Origin of the sequence: Luteolibacter arcticus (assembly GCF_025950235.1) — a bacterium.
Classification (GTDB): Bacteria; Verrucomicrobiota; Verrucomicrobiia; order Verrucomicrobiales; family Akkermansiaceae; genus Haloferula; species Haloferula arctica.
This window is the reverse complement of record NZ_JAPDDT010000004.1, coordinates 313,324-330,752: the sequence shown is the minus strand read 5'-3', so window position 1 is coordinate 330,752 and position 17,429 is coordinate 313,324. Positions and strand designations below refer to the sequence as shown.

General features: G+C 64.6%; 9 protein-coding genes. 4 read left to right on the top strand and 5 right to left on the bottom strand.

All coding sequences use genetic code 11. The annotated features are described in order from the left end of the window. Positions 1-76: 76 nt before the first annotated feature. Complete coding sequence (locus tag OKA05_RS12220) at positions 77-2,722, top strand: hypothetical protein (RefSeq protein WP_264487425.1); 2,646 nt, start codon at positions 77-79, stop codon at positions 2,720-2,722. 66 nt (positions 2,723-2,788) lie between these two features. Here the strand turns inward: OKA05_RS12220 and OKA05_RS12215 are convergent, their stop codons facing one another. After that, the gene (locus tag OKA05_RS12215) at positions 2,789-3,715 is read right to left on the bottom strand and encodes a sugar phosphate isomerase/epimerase family protein (protein WP_264487424.1); all 927 of its coding nucleotides are present in this window, start codon (positions 3,713-3,715) and stop codon (positions 2,789-2,791) included. Positions 3,716-3,722: 7 nt separating this feature from the next. Then, positions 3,723-4,214, bottom strand: coding sequence for a low molecular weight protein-tyrosine-phosphatase (locus OKA05_RS12210; protein ID WP_264487423.1), 492 nt, complete (start codon positions 4,212-4,214; stop codon positions 3,723-3,725). Between the two features lie 20 nt (positions 4,215-4,234). On the opposite strand from OKA05_RS12210, the gene OKA05_RS12205 reads away from it, so the two are divergent. Together OKA05_RS12205 and OKA05_RS12200 are read left to right on the top strand one after the other, a co-directional pair. Next, positions 4,235-6,043, top strand: coding sequence for an arylsulfatase (locus tag OKA05_RS12205; RefSeq protein ID WP_264487422.1), 1,809 nt, complete (start codon positions 4,235-4,237; stop codon positions 6,041-6,043). Between the two features lie 62 nt (positions 6,044-6,105). Next, entirely contained in the window at positions 6,106-7,485 is a 1,380-nt protein-coding gene (locus OKA05_RS12200; protein ID WP_264487421.1) for a hypothetical protein, read from the top strand. A gap of 167 nt (positions 7,486-7,652) precedes the next feature. Here the strand turns inward: OKA05_RS12200 and OKA05_RS12195 are convergent, their stop codons facing one another. The 3 genes from OKA05_RS12195 to rplM all read right to left on the bottom strand — a co-directional run bounded on the left by OKA05_RS12195 (position 7,653) and on the right by rplM (position 15,523). After that, entirely contained in the window at positions 7,653-14,483 is a 6,831-nt protein-coding gene (locus OKA05_RS12195) for a hypothetical protein (RefSeq protein ID WP_264487420.1), read from the bottom strand. A 190-nt stretch (positions 14,484-14,673) separates the two neighbouring features. Further along, positions 14,674-15,069: a 30S ribosomal protein S9 gene (rpsI, locus tag OKA05_RS12190; protein WP_264487419.1), complete on the bottom strand. Its 396-nt coding sequence runs from the start codon at positions 15,067-15,069 to the stop codon at positions 14,674-14,676. A 22-nt stretch (positions 15,070-15,091) separates the two neighbouring features. Beyond that, positions 15,092-15,523: a 50S ribosomal protein L13 gene (gene rplM, locus OKA05_RS12185; protein ID WP_264487418.1), complete on the bottom strand. Its 432-nt coding sequence runs from the start codon at positions 15,521-15,523 to the stop codon at positions 15,092-15,094. A 262-nt stretch (positions 15,524-15,785) separates the two neighbouring features. Between rplM and OKA05_RS12180 the strand changes: the two genes are divergently transcribed. Then, the gene (locus OKA05_RS12180) at positions 15,786-17,339 is read left to right on the top strand and encodes a hypothetical protein (RefSeq protein ID WP_264487417.1); all 1,554 of its coding nucleotides are present in this window, start codon (positions 15,786-15,788) and stop codon (positions 17,337-17,339) included. Positions 17,340-17,429 lie beyond the last annotated feature (90 nt).

Genomic DNA, 17,429 nt, shown 5'->3' with positions numbered 1-17,429 from the left:
AATCCGAACTTGCAACTCCCAATCAGCCATGAATCCCAAAGAGATAAGCCATACGAGGAGGTTAGGATCCTCCTTCGTGCCCCGATCTGCCTGCCTGGTGACCTTGTTCGCCTGGCAAGTCGTGTATGGCGCGGACGCTCCCGCCGCCAAGGGTGCCAGCTCCGGCAGCGGGGCGTCGATCACCCTGGCAGTGGGGCCGATCAACACCAATACGGGCAACCTGGGGACCTCCTCGGACACCGCTCCGGATCCCTATTCCGAATCCGAAACGGAAGTGCCGCTGGATCTTGATGTCGGTGTTCCCGGTGTGCTCAATCTGGTGACCGCCGACGGCTTCATCAGTTCATCCGCCGATTCGAACGTCGATGGGAGCCCCGGTTCGAAAACAACGGCTGCAACCGGGGAGGTGGATAACCTCTCGCTAAACATCGCCGAGGTGCTGGGGCTTTTTGGCACGGATCCGCTGATCAGCCTTGAGGCACCCAACGTGACGGCGGCGGTGACGATTGCGGGGCAGGGCGGATCGTTCACCTCGAACTCCAGCGTTTCGCTGACCGGACTCACCCTCAATATCCTCGGGGCGTCGATTGACCTTTCGTCGATCAATCTTGCCAATGTCCCGCCGAACACCGGCTTGGACCTCGGTTCCAATGCCGTGGCGGGTCTTTCGATCATTCTCAACGAGACCCAGACGGTGGGGTCCGCCGCCGGCGGATACATTACCACGACGAATGCCATCCGGATTAAGCTCAACGCGGTCAATCTCGGACTGGTCAACGTTCTGAACGGGGATGTCATCCTCGGTCACGCCGAGGCAAGCCAAGGGGCGGACCCGGACGGCGACGGATCCTTCTCGGGCATCGATGGTGACGGAGATGGCGATGGCATTCCCGACGCGGTGGAGATCGCCAATGCCGGCCCCGGCGGCGACACCGATGGGGATGGCGTGTCGGATCAATTCGATCTGGATAGCGACAACGACGGCATTAATGACGTCATCGAGGCAGGCGGAAAAGATGCCGACGGCAACGGCCGCCAGGATGCCAGTGGCGACACCAATTCCGACGAGGACGGCGACGGTATCATCGACTCGGTCGATTCGAACGACGCGGTTCTCGGAGGCGGAAACGGCGTGGCTCTCACGGTGCCAGACACCGATCTGGACGGAACCCAGAACTATGTTGATCTCGATTCCGACAACGACGGCTTGAGTGATCTGGTGGAGTCGGGTCAGGCACCGGCAAACGATTCCACCGGGGTTCTTTCGAGCGGCGACACGGACGGCGACGGGATCGACAATCTGGTCGACGGACTTGCTAGCCACGGCGACTTTCCGGGCTCATCGGGGCCGATTCCGGATGCTGATAACGACGGCATTCCCAATGCGTTCGAGACTGACAGTGACAACAACGGGACCCCGGACATCAACGGCACGCCCTATGCGGGTCTGGACGGCAACGGCGACGGCCGGATCGACAATGGTGCCGATGCCGATGGCGACGGGATCCCCAATGGGGCGGATACCGAGCCGGGTGAATTCGGCGGCTTGGCCAACCCGACGGGAGACAGTGACGGGGACGGAATCTCCAACGAAGATGAAGGCTCCGGGCTGGTGGATACGGATGGTGACGGCGTCTCTGATATCGTGGACGGCGATTCGGATGGAGACGGAGTTCCCGATGTCAGCGAAGGGGCTGACGACTTCGATTCGGACGGCGTGGCCAACAACCGCGACCTTGATTCGGACAACGATGGCATCAACGATGTGATCGAAGGCGGTGGCACGGATGCCAACGGCAATGGCCTGCAGGATGCCAGTGGCGACGCGAATCCCGATGAGGATGGCGACGGCATTGTGGATTCGGTGGATACGAACGATGCCGTGGCCGGTGGTGGCACCGGCAGCGCTCTGCCGCTTCCCGACACCGATGGCGACAACGCTCGCGATTTCCTCGATCTCGACAGCGACAACGACACGATCTCGGACCTCGTTGAAAGCGGACTTGGTGCCGCCGATAGCGACAACGACGGCATCGGTGAAGGAGCCGATACGGACCAGGATGGTCTCGTGGCTTCCGTCGATGGACTGCCCGGTGCCCGCGGGGATGCGAACGGCTCGGTGCCCACCGACACCGATGGTGACGGCATTCCGAACTACATCGACCCGAATAGCGATGGCACCGGAGCGATGGACATCGCCTCGGTGGGGAATGGCGGCCTCGATGGCAACGGCGATGGCAAGATCGACAATGCCACCGATACGGATGGCGACGGCATCCCGGACGTCGCGGACGACGAAGACAACGAAGACGGCGGGCTGGGCCTCGGCCTGCAAACCTATGCCGAGTGGAGGAATGAGGAGTTTTCCGCGCCGGCGAATACCAACCCCTTGGTTTCTGGCCCGGATGCGGATCCAGATGGTGACGGGTTCACGAATGCGGAGGAATTCGCCTTCGGATCCGATCCGGAGAACCCCACGAGCGTTCCGGCGATTACCGCGGGTGCCGGTGGTGGTGGCGCTCAACTCTCAGCGGTCAAGGATGACGGCGTTTACGTCTTCGTCTTCCCGGAGGTGTCCCGCGACCTGCAGGCGTGGTCCAGCGCACCGGACGCCGTCCTGGTGACGGCGGACCAGCCCGCGCTCTTGAGCGCTCAGATCAATAGTGGTTTCGGAGGTGATCCGACTCGTGGCTTCATCCGCTTCCACATCATCATCCCTTGATTTCAGGGTGACACGAATTCCGCCGGTCTCCTTGCGAGGCCGGCGGTTTTTTTTGTCCCGGGGGGCTCAGCTCCGCTCCGGGAACTTGTGCTTCCACACCGCCAGTGCGTCGCGGATATCCTCCGTCTTCTGCGTCGGGCTGAGTTCCCAGATGATCGGGCAGCCTTGTGGGAAAAACGGCAGCAGCTCGATGTAGTCCAGCGTGCCCATGAAAGGCGTGCGGTGGTCGCGCGCGGGCCACTGGACATCGTGGAGGTGCCCACCGATCAGGTGCGGCGAGATCCGCCGCAGCCACTCGACGTGGTCTAACAGGCCGAGGTTGTGCTTGAGCTGGACGTGGCCGAAGTCGTGCCAGTAGCCGACCCAAGGGTTGTCGGCGAAGTGATCCTGGAGGCGCACCATCTCGCGTTCCGTGGGCATGTCCTCGAAGCGCGAGCGCGACTCGACGGCGAGCTTCACGCCATACTCCGCGGCCTTTTCCGCGATCTGCCCGAGCGCCTCGATGGCGCGCTGGTAGTAGAGCGGGGCGATCTTCTCTCGCTTCTTGACGAAGGCGATCTTCTCCTCCGCGTAGCCGGCGCCGTTGCGACCCTGCTCGGAAACCATCGCGGTCAGCCGCTTGGTCCACTTCTTGGTGTCCATCGGCACCGAGCCCATGTGGAGCACCAGGTACTGCGCCTTGAATTCGGCGGCGAGTTCCAAGGTCTTGAGAGTCATCTCCAACGCCCGCTGGCGATCAAAGGGCCGGTGCGAGGTGAATTCGTAGGCATCCGGCGCGTCGATCATCACCTCGACGGGGGAGGGGAAGTAATTGTGCACGCCGGAGCAGGTGAACTTGCCCGCGGCATAGGCCTTCCGGATGCCCGGCAGCTTGGCGATGGTCATGCCGTGCGACAGCTCGATGTTCGAGAACCCGAGCGCCACGATCTCGTCGATCATCGCCTCGCCGTCGTGATGGCGCGAGTTGTTCCAGCAGGTGGAGAAGGAAAGCATGGCGGGTCTAACCAATCTGGCGCTTCAGCGAATCGAGCAAGCCCTGGCAGGCGTCTTCCACCAGATCGGCGACTTCCTCGAAACCGTGCTGGCCGCCGTAGTAGGGGTCGGGCACGTGGCTGGCTTCCTTTTCGATGCAGTAGTCGACTAGCAGCCGGATTTTCTCGCGATGCGCCCCTGAGCGATCCAGCCGGTGGAGATCGGCAAGATTTTCCTCGTCCGCGACCAGCAACAGGTCGAAGTCACGCAGGTCGTCGGTGGTGACCTGGCGTGAGCGGCCGGCGATGACGTAGCCGCGGCGGCGCAGGGTATCGGCCATCCGCGGGTCGGGACCCTTGCCGGCGTGGTAGCCAATGGTGCCGGCGGAATCGATGTGGATCGCTTCGTTCAGCCCGGCGGCATCGACCTGCTGGCGGAACACGATTTCCGCGGCGGGGGAGCGGCAGATGTTCCCCATGCAGACAAAGAGAACACGGAAGGGCTTGCGGTCGGCGGGCATGGTCGCGAAAAGCTCACGGCATGCTCCGCATTCCCGCGCTCGCGGCAATCGCAAAGGTCCTGCTCTCCGTCGCATTTGCGGCCGGGCCGAACGTCATCGTGGTGATCACCGACGACCAAGGCTACGGCGACCTGTACGCCCACGGCAGTACCAAGGTGAAAACCCCCGCGCTCGACAAGTTCCGGGCCGAGTCCACCTCGCTCGACCGCTTTTACGCCAGCCCGACCTGCGCGCCGACCCGTGCCGCGCTGATGACCGGGCTGCACGAATTTCGCTGCGGGATCAGCCATACCATCATGGGGCGCAGCTTGTTGCGGCCGGGCATCCCGACGCTGCCGGAAATGTTCCACGCGGCGGGGTACCGCACCGGCATCATCGGCAAGTGGCACCTTGGCGACGCCTATCCGTGCCGGCCGGAGGATCGGGGGTTCGACGATGTTTTCGTGCATGGAGGGGGGGGTATCGGGCAGACGCCGGACTACTGGGGGAATGGCTATTTCGACCCGATGATCCGGCGTCGCTCCGGCTGGGAAAAGACCAGCGGCTACTGCACGGAGGTCTTTTTCAATGAGGCGATCCGCTGGGTCGATGAGCGCGTCGCGGCGAAGCAGCCGTTTTTTCTGCATCTCGCCACCAACGCTCCGCACTCGCCTTACATCCCGCCGCAGCGGGACTCGAAGCTCAAGGGTCCCGAGGCCTTCCACGCGATGATTTCGGACATCGACGCGCAGTTCGCACGGCTGATGGAGGCACTGGAGAAAAGCGGCGCGGCGGAGGAGACGATCGTCGTATTCATGACCGACAATGGATCTGCGGTCGCTGCGTCGAATGCGGGCATGAAGGGGAAGAAGGGCAGTCCCGACGAGGGAGGCGTTCGCGTGCCGTGTTTCGTCCGCTGGCCTGGGAAAATCGCGGCGGGGAAGGTCGTGCGGGACGTGACGGCCCATCTCGACCTGCTGCCGACCTTGACCAGCCTGTGCAATGTGGCCCGTCCGCCGGATTGGAAAGGCGATGGCGTCGATCTGGCTCCGGGGCTGCAGGGCAAAGCCGATTTCCCGAAGAACCGCCTGCTTTTCACCCAAGCCGGTCGCTGGCCGGGGGATGAGGCTGCTGGGCGCTTCCGCGGGCAGGATTTTTCCGTCCGCGACGACCGCTGGTGCCTCGTGGGCTTGGAGCTCTACGACCTCCTCGCCGATCCCGGACAGAAGACGAACCTCTTCGTCGAGCATCAGGCCGAGGCTCAACGTCTGCTGGCTGGCTATGGCCGCTGGTGGGATGAAGTGCTGCCCGCGGTGCGCGAGCCAGTGCGCTATATCGTTGGCGCGGAGGCGGCCCCGGTGGTCCACCTGACCGCGCACGATTGGTGGCCGTCGAAGGAGGCGGATGAGGTCCGCGGGGCCGAGTCGGTCTTCAACCACGGGCAGATCCGCACCTTGCTGAAGGCCGCCCAAGTCGCGGGCACACGCAATCCTCTCCCATCCACCTCCGGCCACTGGAAGCTCCAGGTCGCCCGCGAAGGGAACTACGAGATCGTCTTTTCCCTCGTCCCACCGGAGGCCTCTCCCGAGGACCGCCGCGCGCTCGGCCGTCTGAGGCCCGGTGTCGCGCATGTCCGCGCAGGTCAGGAAGAGGCGAAAATGGCCGTTCAGGATGGTGCCACCTCGCTGAAAGTGCCGCTGGATCTCGATGCCGGCCCGATCGATCTGGAGGTTTGGTTCGACGGACAGCTTCTCAACGACCGGATTCTCGGCGCTTTCTTCGTTTCCCTCGAGCGCAAGAGTGACCGCAAGGCACCCAAGCTCGATTTGAAGCCGCGGCCGGTGAAGTGAAAGAACGGTCGCAACTTTCGCGGGAAGACCGGGTTCCAAGCGACCGGAGATCGTTACGTATCATGAAAAACACCGCCACCATCGGAATTGCCGCCCTCCTCGCCGGAGCTGCCGGGGGTTATCTCGCCGGAAAAGCCGGCTCATCGGGCACCGACGCCACCGCTGCCGCGGAGTCCGCCATGCGCGACACCAAGACGACCGCACGGCCGGGAGCCACGGCCGGCGCTGACGCGTCGAAAAGAAGCCCGCGCGATGCCAGCGAAGCTCTCAGTGAGCCGGGACAACTCGCCCGCATGCAGGGGCTCATGGACCTCTACGCAGGCATGAGTTCCGACCAACTCGCGGAAGCGGCTGGGAAGCTGGAAGATCTGCCGATGGCGCAGCGCATCATGGCTTCGATGCTGCTTTTCGCCCGCTGGGGTGAGATTGATCCACAGGGCGCACTTGCCCACGCCGCCACCCTCGGCCCGGGCGGCATGTTTGCCCGTCCCACCATTCTCCAGAGCTGGGCGAGCACCGACCCGGCGAATGCTGCCAAGTATTTCACCGAAAATCCTGGCGATTTCGCCATGATGGGTGGCTTCGGCGGTCCCGGCGGCGGTGGCGACAATGCCGCCGGCACGATCGCCGCGGAATGGGCCAAGCTCGATCCGGAGGCGGCCATTGCCTGGGCCAATAGCCTCACTGGAAACAATCAGTCGGGAGCCCTGCGCTCCATCATCGGCGAACTGGCCGGCACCGACCCGACCAAGGCCGCCCAGCTTGCTTCCACCCTGACCGGGGATGACCAGGCCCGCGCCTATGGCGACATCGCCGAAAAGATGGCGAGCAAGGATTTCGCCTCCGCCGAGGCATTTATCGCCACCCTTCCTGCCGAGTCGCGTGATCGCGCCATGTCGGAAGCCCTCGGGGTGCTCGCCCGCACCGATCCGCAAGGCGCCGCAGCCAAGATCGCCAGCATGGCTGAAGGCGAGCAACGCGACCGTGCCATCTCCGGCATCGCCGAAGGCTGGGCCCGTCAGGACCCTGCCGCCGCCGCAGCCTGGGTGAGCCAGCAGACGACGGAGGACATGGACGATGCCATGCGCCCGGTCATCGCCTCGTGGGCCGGCCGTGACAGCGCTGGCGCTCTCACTTGGATCCAAGCGCAGCCGCAGGGCGAAGTCCGCGACGAGGCAATCGGCACCTACATCTGGACCAGCCGCAATTCCGATCCGCAGAGCACCATCCAGCTCGCGGAAAGCATTTCGGATGAAGGCGATCGCAACCGCTCCATCGGCTTCGCCACCCGCCGCTGGATGCAGCAGGACCGTGAAGCGGCCACCGCCTACATCCAACAGTCCACCACCCTCACCGATGAAGCCAAGCAGCGCATCCTGGAAGGCGGCGGGCGTGGTAATTGGGGCGGCGGCGGCGGTGGTCGTCGTGGTCGCGGAAATTGATTCTCCCCGCTGATTTGACAAGCCCGCTCCCGACGCAAACCGTCGGGAGCGGGTTTTTTATGGGGAGGCCGAAGGCACCTGCGTTACCAGGTGGGTCCGATTCGGGAGTCTCACGATGCGGCTTGATGCCGCCAGTTAGCGACGGTCATAGACCCGCCGCTTCAAGATTATAGATCGAAGCTCTCGATGCGGGCTCCTTTCTCCGGATGGCTGACGAAGACCGCGACCTTGCGGATCTCGCCGAGGTCGCTGCCGGTGTGGCTCAGGTAGTCGAATTTTCCGCGCAGGTCGGTGTAGCCGTCCTTGTGGAAGACCGCTTCGCCATCGGGGCCTTGCACATAGACCTTCACGTAGGTCTGGGGCAAAGGCAGCCGGCTGGTGCTGTCGAAGACCTGGACGGTCCGGTCCAGTGGCTGGCGCACGGTTTCGAGCGCGCGGCTGTCGAGCACCCGCAGCACTTTCGTGGAGCCTGACTGCGCGGCGACCAGCACGTTGCCGCGGCGGAAGGATTCGGGCAGTTCGACGTCGGTCTGCTCGCCTTGCAAGGCGACCTCGCGGGACTCGTTGGCCCGGATTCCCGGGAGCGCCGCGCCATTCCCGGAAAGGAACGGGTCCTTCGAGAACATCACCTCGAGGTCCACGCTGAAGAGTTGAAGCAGCGTCTTGTCGAGCCGGTGATGCTTCATCTGCAGCTTGCCGTCCGCCGCAAGTGCGAGGTCGAGCGATGGTGCCTCTTCCTTCGGCCGCTCCACTTCGGCCGGGCGCGGCACCTTCAGCGCCACGATCTCGTCGGCTTGAGTAAGGATGGCATCGAAGCGCGATTTCCACAGTCCCGGCGGCAGGCCCGCGCGGCGCTGGGCGATCGCGCGGGCGTCCTCCGGTTCGGCGCGGTGGAAATGGACGACCGCCTTGAGGTAGTCGTAGGCGAGCTTGCCTTCGAGCTTCGCGGAATCGATCTCGTTGAAACGGAGAAGGGCTTCCTCGATACGGTCCTGCATCATCAGGTGTGCGGTGAGGGCGAGCTTGTCGCCGTCGCTCAGCGCTGGCTTCCACGACAGCACGTCGAGGAAGGTTTCATAGTGCCGAGCCGCTTCCTCGTGAGTCAGTCGCTCCTTGTCCGCGAAGCGGTGCGTGCGCGAATTGACCAGCGGGTCGAACTCCAGAGTCTCCCAGCCGCGGTGGACGACCGGGCGAATCTCTAACAGCGCACTGTCGAGCCATGCTCCGAATTCGAGGCTTCCTGGAGGTGGGGGCAAGACGCCTTCCTTTATTTCGTGCACCGCCATGGTGTTTTCCAGATAGTCCCGGATGGCTGGCAATGAGTCGTGGACAAAGCCGAACGAAGCCACGTCCGCAGAGTAAAACAGCCGCTCGCGCAGGATCGGAGTGACCTTGCGGAAGAAGTCCGCGCCGCGCAAACGCCAGCGGATCAGCCGCAGGTCGATCGATTTCAGGTTCGCCGTCTTGAGCCGCTCGATCACCGCCTCGTCCGATCCGTCGCGGGCGAGCGCGGGCCAGGAATTCGCGTCGACGGGCGGGGCTTCGGCGGTCACGCGCAGTGCCCGCGTGGCGGTGCGAGCGAGCACCGTGTCGCTCTCGGAGACTTGCAGCGGATACATCGCGAACTCGCCCGGCGCGGGGAAGTAGAAGGCGAGCCGGAGGTTCAACACGCCGTAGGGTTGGAGTTCGTGTGTGGAGGACAGCGTTGAGGGCTGGCCATCGAGCGGGATCGCCCCGGCGGGGATCTGCGAAAGCACATCCACGCGGCGACCGACGCCGTCCGGATTGGTCACGACCAGCGATGCACCGTACGGCACGCCGGCAATGAAGTCGCCGGTGATGCTGTTCTCGATCTTGCGTCCTTCCACGGTCCGGAACCGATCATCGAGGCGGTGGAAGGTCTGGCGCACGAGGACTGGTGCATCAGGCGCAACCTTCAAGGTCTCGCGAGTATCCTTGTAGAAGAGCAGCATCGGTTCGCGCGCCTTCACGCGCAGGGTGGAGCCGTCCACCTTGGTCTCCGGCCGGTCGGCCTTGAAGGGCAGGTCGAGCATCGCCAGGCAGAACAGCGCCTCGTTCGCGTTGGTGGTGCAGGCATTGAAGTGCGGGGAAAGGAAGGGGCCCTTGCCATCCCACGCCGCGAGATCGAGCCAGAAGCGGTTGAGCGGGATGAACGTTTGGTCCGTGCGGATACGATGTTTGTAGTAGTTCGACTCAAACCACAGGCGCGTCTGATCGCGCTCGGAACTCCACGAGGGGCGACCGAGACGGGGGATGATCGAGTTGGGAAGCTCGGGTGGAGATCCGGCAAATAAATCTTCACCTTCGCCACCTCCTTGTCCGCCTCCCGCGGAAAGCGACTGGGTGAGTGCCTCGATCATGTCGAGGTTTGTCGGCGTATTGCGCACGATCAGTTTGCTGCCGGTAAGCGTGGCAGAGGATCCGGGTGCGTCGACGATGCCGACCTCCTTGAGAGCATCGCTGATAGTCCGGCGACTCTTTATATTGCCAGTGGAGCCGCCGTCTGAGGCGAACGGATCATCGGCAGGACCGTCATTGCTACCGCTTCCGAGGCGAGAGAGGAAGTCCGGCGGGACATTGAAGGTGCGATTCATGAGGTCTTCACCGGTCTCAGTCGCCGGTACCAAGGTGACCGCGTAGTCGTCCACCTTGTAGCGGAGCTTCGTCTTCTCGCAGATGTAACGGAGAGCCTCGGAGAGGGGGACGTTGCGGAGCTGCAGTTGGTCGATGCGCAGGGCCCCGGGGTCTGCGGCAACCCCCAAACCTTCCGCCATGTCGGGATCGAGCCCGGGATCAGCGGCGCTAACCCTAGGCTTCCGGATCACAAAGCTGATACCCTTCTTCGACGCGTCGAGCTCCGACGTATCCAACTCGGAGGCCCGCACGCGGAGGAAATCGATGGCTTCCTCCACGCTGGTGTTCTCGAAGTCGATCTGGGGGATGATGATGTTCCGGAGCTTCTCGATCTGATAGCCTGCGCCGACGCTTTCCGCGACCGCTCCGCTGTCGTTCCACTGGTTCCGCGCCAGCCCCAGCGAATCTTCCGTCGCCAGATCCGTGCCGCGCAGCGTTTGGGTGAAGAGCATCGTCTCCTGCTCTGGCGTCGGGGCTTCGAGTTCCCAGCGTTGCTTCAGCTCCGCGGCTATGCGCTCGCGGATCTCCGGCATGGCTTGGGAAAGCAGGGCCTTCTCGGCGGCATTGAGGCGTTGCCATGCATACGGGCGCAGGTGCTTGGCGAGGTCGCGGCCGAGCAGGATGTCATCGATCACGGTTGGCTCGCGCTTCTCGGCGAGCATCGGCTTCACGTGCTTGTTGAAGAAGTCGCCGTCCTTCCTTGCGAGGAAGAGGTGCAGCTCGTGGCAGGCGTGCTCGGAGAGGAAGGCGAGTTTCTGTTTTTCATCCAGCGATGGCCAATCGAGCAGCGGCAGGAAGTCATTGAGCCGCGCATCGCCGCTCGCGCCGAAGAGGAACTGGTGGGCTTCCGTCAAGGTGGTGAAGGCGCGCCAATCGGCATCGATCACGCTCTCGATGCTCGCCTCCGCGCCCTTGGCCAAGGCGGCGGCGCGGCGTGTGCCGACGTGATGTTTCTGCGCATCCAGCGGCCGGGCGAGCCGGCGATCGCGCAGCGGCGTGTCCGTGGCCTTCAGTGGCACGATGAGGTGATGCCGCCCGGCAGAGTCGGCGGCGACGATGTCGATGACCTGGCAGCCCGCGAAGTCCGCCGCGGGCACTTGCACGGTGCCGTTGGCACCGACCTCAAGGTCATAGCGCAGTATCGATGGCGCGGCGAGGAAGTCGATGGTTGGTCCACCGTCCTCTCCGGTATGCCTTGAGCTGGGAGCAGGAGCGGGTGTGCCCATACCGCGTTTGCCTGAACCGCTTCCGGTGCCTCGCCCTCCGCCTCCTCGTTGCGGGTCTTGTCGCGTCTGAACCAGATCGTCCTCGCTCCAGCGGTTCACTAGCAAGCCCGGCCGCGGCAGCATCGAGCCGGGGAAGGCCTTCGCGGCACGACGATCGAGAATGTAGCGCATCTCATCGCCGATCCGGCTGTCCTCTTGGAAGGCGAAGCCGGTGAAGCCGGGGATGAGCACGTCGGACTGTGGCGGAGTGAACGGTTGCAGGGCCTCGCCGGCATCCCACGAGTGAAGGAAACGGCTGCCAAGCAGCGAGACCCGGGTGCCGGGCGTCGCACCCTCGATGCGCACGACGAGCGAGCCGGCTTCCTCCGTCGCCGCGGCAATGAAGGGCTGCGAGGGCAAGTATCGCGGCAAGAGGCGGGTGGGGGAGACCAGCAGCCCATCGCGCTCGATGCCGCCGGAAACCCGCAGGGTGATCTCGTGGCCGTCCAGCATCAGCATGAAATTGCCAGCCGGCAGTCCGCGGACGACGAGGCGGCGGTTCTCCACCGCGAGCTTGTCGAAGTGGTCGCGCAGCACGACGCCGTCGCGCTTTTCTAGCAAACGCACCCGGGCGTGTTCTGGCGCGGCCATGAAGCGCACCAGCGGCAGGCGGATTTCCTCGCGGGTGGCCAGGTGGAAATGGTCCGGCAAGTCGATCCAGCCGCCGTCCTCGTCCGGGAAATAGCCGGCCGGTGCGATGTCGGAGCCGGTCACGCGGACTTCGGCGATATCGACGAGCTTGCCAAGAGCAACCCGGCCGCGGTCATCGCTCCGCAGGGAGAGCTTGATCGTTTCGACCTGGTCGCGGTGCTTGAACTCCATGGTCAGCGGTCGCGAGGCCAGCGGCTCACCGTTGCGACCGTGCAGTTCGATGCGGTGGCCGTCACTGTCCCGCGTGAAAAACGCGGCACCGATGCGTCCGGTGGCGAGGATGCCATTCATCGCGTAGCTCTGCTCGGAGGTGAGCGAAACCGGGTCCGCGCCATCGCGCGGGGTGACGGTGCCGGTGAGGCGAAGCTTCAGCGAAAGCGCATCCGCGGGCACTTGGAAGGGCACGAACATCTTCGGCGCGAGCTTGAGATCGCCGCCAATGACCCGCTCGGTGGTGATGCCGCCGCTGAGCGTGGCGACCAAGGTGAGCGATGGCTTCTCGATCCATTCCAGCGGCAGTTCGTGGCCGTGGCTGGTCAGTTGCAGGCGCAGGAACAGGTTCGCCTGGCGATCGGCGAGGAGTTGCTCGCGATCGAGATGGAAGCGCGTCTGGAACGCGATCTCCTCGCGCCGCGGCGCGAGCGACAGCGGCACGGCAAGCTTGCCGCGGCGGACCAGTCCGCTGTGCCGGGCGGCGTCGGTGCGGTCGGGAATCAGGATCCGGCCGTCCTCGCCAGCGGTGAAGGTTTCGCTGCCGAGCGAAACCGTGGCGTCCTTGAGCAGGGCGCCATCCTCATTGAAGATCCGCACGCTTTGCCCGCGGGCCTGGCGCTCGACGAAGGGGATAAGCCGGCCTTTCCGTACGAGCGCCCGGGACGAGACGCCGCGCGAGACGCATTCGACAATCCATGCCCCGGGTCCCGCCAACTCCGGCAGGTCTAGTAGTTCGCGATGGAGAACCAGCGATGGCTGTTGGAACACAAGACGCTTCTCGTGATGGGGAACCAGGCCATCGAGATCGAGATCGACCGGCGGCTCGCTATTCTCGCGTTCGATCCACGCCGGCAGATCGAGTTCGAAGATGCGGACGAGCAGCTCCGGCGTGAGCTTCAGGTCGAGAGCGAGCTTCACCGGTGCCTCGGCCGGCAATGTGATGGGTTGGCCGGGAGCGAAGGCGATGCGGGTCTCCTTTTGCAGGGCCTGCACCTCGGCGGGATTCTGCTCCGCGCCCCAGCGGACGGGATCGGCTCCGGCGAGCAACTTGGCGCGGGCGTGAAGGCGACGGAGCGCCTTCTCCTCGATCAGGTCCTTGAACGCATCCGGCGTTTCCGCGGTGGCGAGGAAGTGCTGGAGGTAGGCTTCGATCAGCTCGCGGTCGTCGCCGATGGGCGGGCATGCGGTGGCGGAGATGAACTCAAGGCCGGTTGCGACCCGGGGATTGGAGGCGAAGCTCTCGGCGTTCTTGAGAATCGGGTGCCCGGAGCGGGGCAGCCGCAGGTAGGCGAGGAAGTCCTCGAGCGGGTGCTGGCCGAGTTCACGCTGGAGCCGCAGGTGATGGAACAGGACGTGGGCTTTGAGCGAGTTGAGCGCGGGCGGCGCACTCTTGAGGAAATCGCGGCAAGCGGTGAGGTGGGCGGCGTGCGCGGCACGATCGAGCGTGAAGTCGGTTTCGCTGCCCGGCAGCAGCGTGACCAGATATCGCGTGGCAAAGTCTTCGTCGGCCTGGAGGGCGGGGATGGCGATCAGGAGGCTATCGAGCTGGCCGCGGCTCAGCAGCCCGTGGATTTTCGCAGAGCCGAATGCGGGAGGGCGTTCCAGCGACAGCACTTTCACGATCAGAGGCACCACCGCCGGATGATCGGCGCGGCTAAGCTTGTCGTGGAAGTAGCGGAGCTTGGCCTCGTCGAAGGCATCGAGCCGGTCGAGTTCCGCGATCAGGCGCTCTTCGGAAAATCCGCGATAGCCTTGGTCATTGGAGCGGCTGTTGGCAGCAGCCTCGAAAGCCTGGGTGGAGATCAGCGAGGGGTCGAGCCGGTCGGGCAGCTTTTCGTCGGCACGGGCGTCCGGGCGCGCGTCGTCGAACTTCAGGTCGAGGAGGCGGACGAGGGAGTCGATGTTCTTTTGTGGTGCCGTTTCATAGCGCTGCAGCAGCTCGCGGGTTTCGAGGGTTTGGAAGCCGTCGTCGTCGACCGGACTGTCCTTGCGGTTCGACGCGGCCCGCCATGCATCCATGGTCCGGCGGAAATCATCGGCCCGGCCGGCGAGTTGGTGGTTCAGCGCCTGATAGAAGAACCACTCGCGAGTCTGAGGCACCAGGCGGGTGAGGGCGGCTTCGCGCGTGGCCGGCTCGGCGAAGGCTTCCTTGAATTCAAGGTCTGCGGCGGCAAGGGGCAGCGCGAGCAGCAGGGAGATGAGGATTTTGCGCATGCTCGGGATATAGGGGAGGCATGCGGGGGAGGTCCATGACGGAGTGGTCCTCACACTCCGTGTGCGGCATCGAAGCAGCTCTAGGTGATCGGAGGTCCCCTTTCTTCCCGCTGCCGCACACGGAGTGTGCGGACCACAATAAAAAAGCCGCATCCCTCTCGGAATGCGGCTTTTTTGAAATCGGAAGCGATTAGCGCTTGGAGAACTGGAAGCGCTTGCGGGCACCGGGGCGGCCGGGCTTCTTGCGTTCCTTCATGCGCGGGTCGCGGCGCAGCATGCCGTGCGGCTTGATCACCTTGCGCAGCTCGGCGTCGAAGATTGTCAGGGCGCGGGCCACCGCGAGGCGGATGGCGCCGGCTTGGCCGTGGGTGCCGCCGCCAGCAGCGGAGACGACCACGTCGAATTTATTCAGCAGGTTGGCATGCTGGAATGGGGCCAGCACGGTGTTCTGCAGTGGCAGCGTCGGCAGGTATTCCTCGAAGGAACGGCCGTTGATGACGATTTGGCCGCTGCCTTCGGTGAGGCGGACGCGGGCAACGGCGTTCTTACGACGGCCGGTGGCGCTGAGGTTCTTGGCTTCGCTCATTTCAAAAAGAGGTCAAAGGGGTTCAGGCGATTTCGTAGGCCTGCGGCTGCTGGGCTTCGTGCGGGTGCTCGGCACCGGCGTAAACCTTCAGCTTGCCGAATTGGGCGCGGCCGAGGCGGTTCTTCGGGATCATGCCCCAGACGGCGTTCTCGACGAGCAACACCGGGCGGCGCTTGCGCAGCAGGCGAGGGGTTTCCACCTTCTTGCCGCCGACGTAGCCGGTGAAGCGGGTGTAGATCTTGTCGTTTTCCTTGGTGCCCGAGAGCGCCACTTGGTCCGCATTGATCACGATGACGAAGTCACCGGTGTCGATGTGCGGGGTGAAAATCGGCTTGTGCTTGCCACGCAGGAGTCGGGCGGCCTCCACGGCCACCTGGCCCAGGATTTTGTCCTTGGCATCGATCACATGCCACTTGCGCTCGATGTCGGTCGGCTTGGCGGAAAACGTCTTCATTGGATGGAACTGAAAAGTGCCCAATCAGCGGCGTGACGGGTGATGTCTCGCGGCGAAGGGGCGCGCAAACTAGGGATCGTGGCAAGGGGTGTCAATCGGAAATCCGTGGGAAGTTTTCGGGAGGGAGGTGCCTGATTTCCTGGGTTGGCCGGAGATCGTCGAGGAGGGGGCACGAGAGGTGCTCACGGATGGCACGGCAACCCCTTTCTTTCCTTGTGACCGACTGTCTCGCACACCAACATCCGGCCATCCTGACCCCTCCATGGTAGAGCAACTCACCGTCCAGCCGTTTTTCGATGTCCTCGGCCAGGCCTGCGCCCCTCATGCCCCCGGGGTGAATGCGGCCCCCACCGCCCGCATGGAGCGGGTGCTCAAGTCCCCGGTCGATGCCCCGGGCCGCGGTATTCTATTGCGTGCCCCCCGGGCGGGCTTCGGGAAATCCCATCTGCTCTCTTATATCCAGCAGCGGCTCGGCACGACCCACGAGTTCATCCCGATTCACCCGCTCGATGGCTCGCGCATCGACGCCGGCGGGGCGATCGAGGCCGCGCTGCGCCGGCTGACCCGCCCGCTGCCAGCCGGTGGTGGACTGACTTCCCTCGATCTCCAGGCACGCCGGCTATTCTCAATGGCCCTGCAACCGCTGGTGACCTCCGGCGAGGTCCCGTGCCAAGACCGGGAGGCCGCCCTGACCGCCCTGCGCCAGCGTCCAGTGGAAACCTTCGACTTCCATCACTCGCAGGCCGTCACGGCGCATTGGACCAAGGAGAACTTCGAAGTCCTCGGCCCGCGGCTGGCTTTGGAGCTGAGCCGCCGCACCGGCACGTCGCTCAACGAATCGTCCTTCTGGCTCGCCTCGCTGTTCCGCTTTGCGGTGGCGATCCCTGAACATCCGGGCCGCACCGGTATGATCATTCAGTCGGCGACCTCCGAGGCCGGCGTGGAACGTTTCGCCGCGCTGCTGGCGATGCTCTCGCTGATTGGCCGGGTCGTGATCGTCGCCGATGATCTGGAAGGCCTGCATGCCGACCGCTCCGCTGCGCTGCGGTTCGCCAGCTTCTTGGCAAGCGTCCGCCAGGAAGCCCCGCGCGTGGATGCGATTGTCTCTCTCAACGACGATATCTGGCAAAGCGCCTTCGAGCCTGCGCTCAGCGGCGGCTTGCAGGATCGTCTGGGTGAAGTGGAAGTGCGGCTCGAGCCGCTCGACGAGCAGGCGCTGGCTTCCTTGCTGGAAGCCCGCACGCCCGGTCGCGCTGGCGCGCTCCGTCACCGGCTTGGACTTTTCCCGGCGGAGTTTTATGCCCGCCGGGTGCTGCGCAAGGTGGCGGAACTCGATGAGGAGGCGGAACCCGTGGAGGTTTCCGCGCCGGTTCCTGCGGCAATTCCCGTTGCCGCCGCCGTCCCCGCCGCGGCTACCGCTGCGGCCACTTTCGCGCCGGAAGTGCCGGCACCTGCTCCCGCGCCAACGCCAGCTCCGGTGCCTGCCCCGGCACCGACTCCAGCCCCGGTCTCCGCCGCCCCTGAAGCTCCGGTGCCTGTGAGCGAACCGGCCGCGTTCGCGGAAGCGACACCCGTGGTCCCGCCGGTCGTTGAGAAGCCCGTGGAGGTTGACCCGGATGAAGCGCCGGTGGTGCTCGAGCCGCCAGCCCGGTTTTCCGTCTCACCCTTCGCGGAAGCGGCGCCTGCACCGAAACACGAGCTTGATGCAGAGATCGTCTCCGAGCCGAAGCCCGTCGAAGAACCCGTCGCAGCCACCGGTGGCGACCGCATCGATGACCTGCTACGCCAGTTCCGCGAGCGCTACGGCCGCGAGTGAATTTGACGCAGAAAGCTTCGATTTTTCCCTTGCCAGTTTGTTGCCCGTAGTTCCATCTTCCGCCCGCCCCGGTCCCCGGGGTGGTTCCCT

What these genes read in the sequence shown, in the direction of transcription:
- OKA05_RS12215 (WP_264487424.1), bottom strand. Translation starts at nt 3,715, where the DNA reads ATGCTTTCCTTCTCCACCTGCTGGAACAACTCGCGCCATCACGACGGC.
- OKA05_RS12210 (WP_264487423.1), bottom strand. Translation starts at nt 4,214, where the DNA reads ATGCCCGCCGACCGCAAGCCCTTCCGTGTTCTCTTTGTCTGCATGGGG.
- OKA05_RS12205 (WP_264487422.1), top strand. Translation starts at nt 4,235, where the DNA reads ATGCTCCGCATTCCCGCGCTCGCGGCAATCGCAAAGGTCCTGCTCTCC.
- OKA05_RS12200 (WP_264487421.1), top strand. Translation starts at nt 6,106, where the DNA reads ATGAAAAACACCGCCACCATCGGAATTGCCGCCCTCCTCGCCGGAGCT.
- OKA05_RS12195 (WP_264487420.1), bottom strand. Translation starts at nt 14,483, where the DNA reads ATGCGCAAAATCCTCATCTCCCTGCTGCTCGCGCTGCCCCTTGCCGCC.
- rpsI (WP_264487419.1), bottom strand. Translation starts at nt 15,069, where the DNA reads ATGAGCGAAGCCAAGAACCTCAGCGCCACCGGCCGTCGTAAGAACGCC.
- rplM (WP_264487418.1), bottom strand. Translation starts at nt 15,523, where the DNA reads ATGAAGACGTTTTCCGCCAAGCCGACCGACATCGAGCGCAAGTGGCAT.
- OKA05_RS12180 (WP_264487417.1), top strand. Translation starts at nt 15,786, where the DNA reads ATGGTAGAGCAACTCACCGTCCAGCCGTTTTTCGATGTCCTCGGCCAG.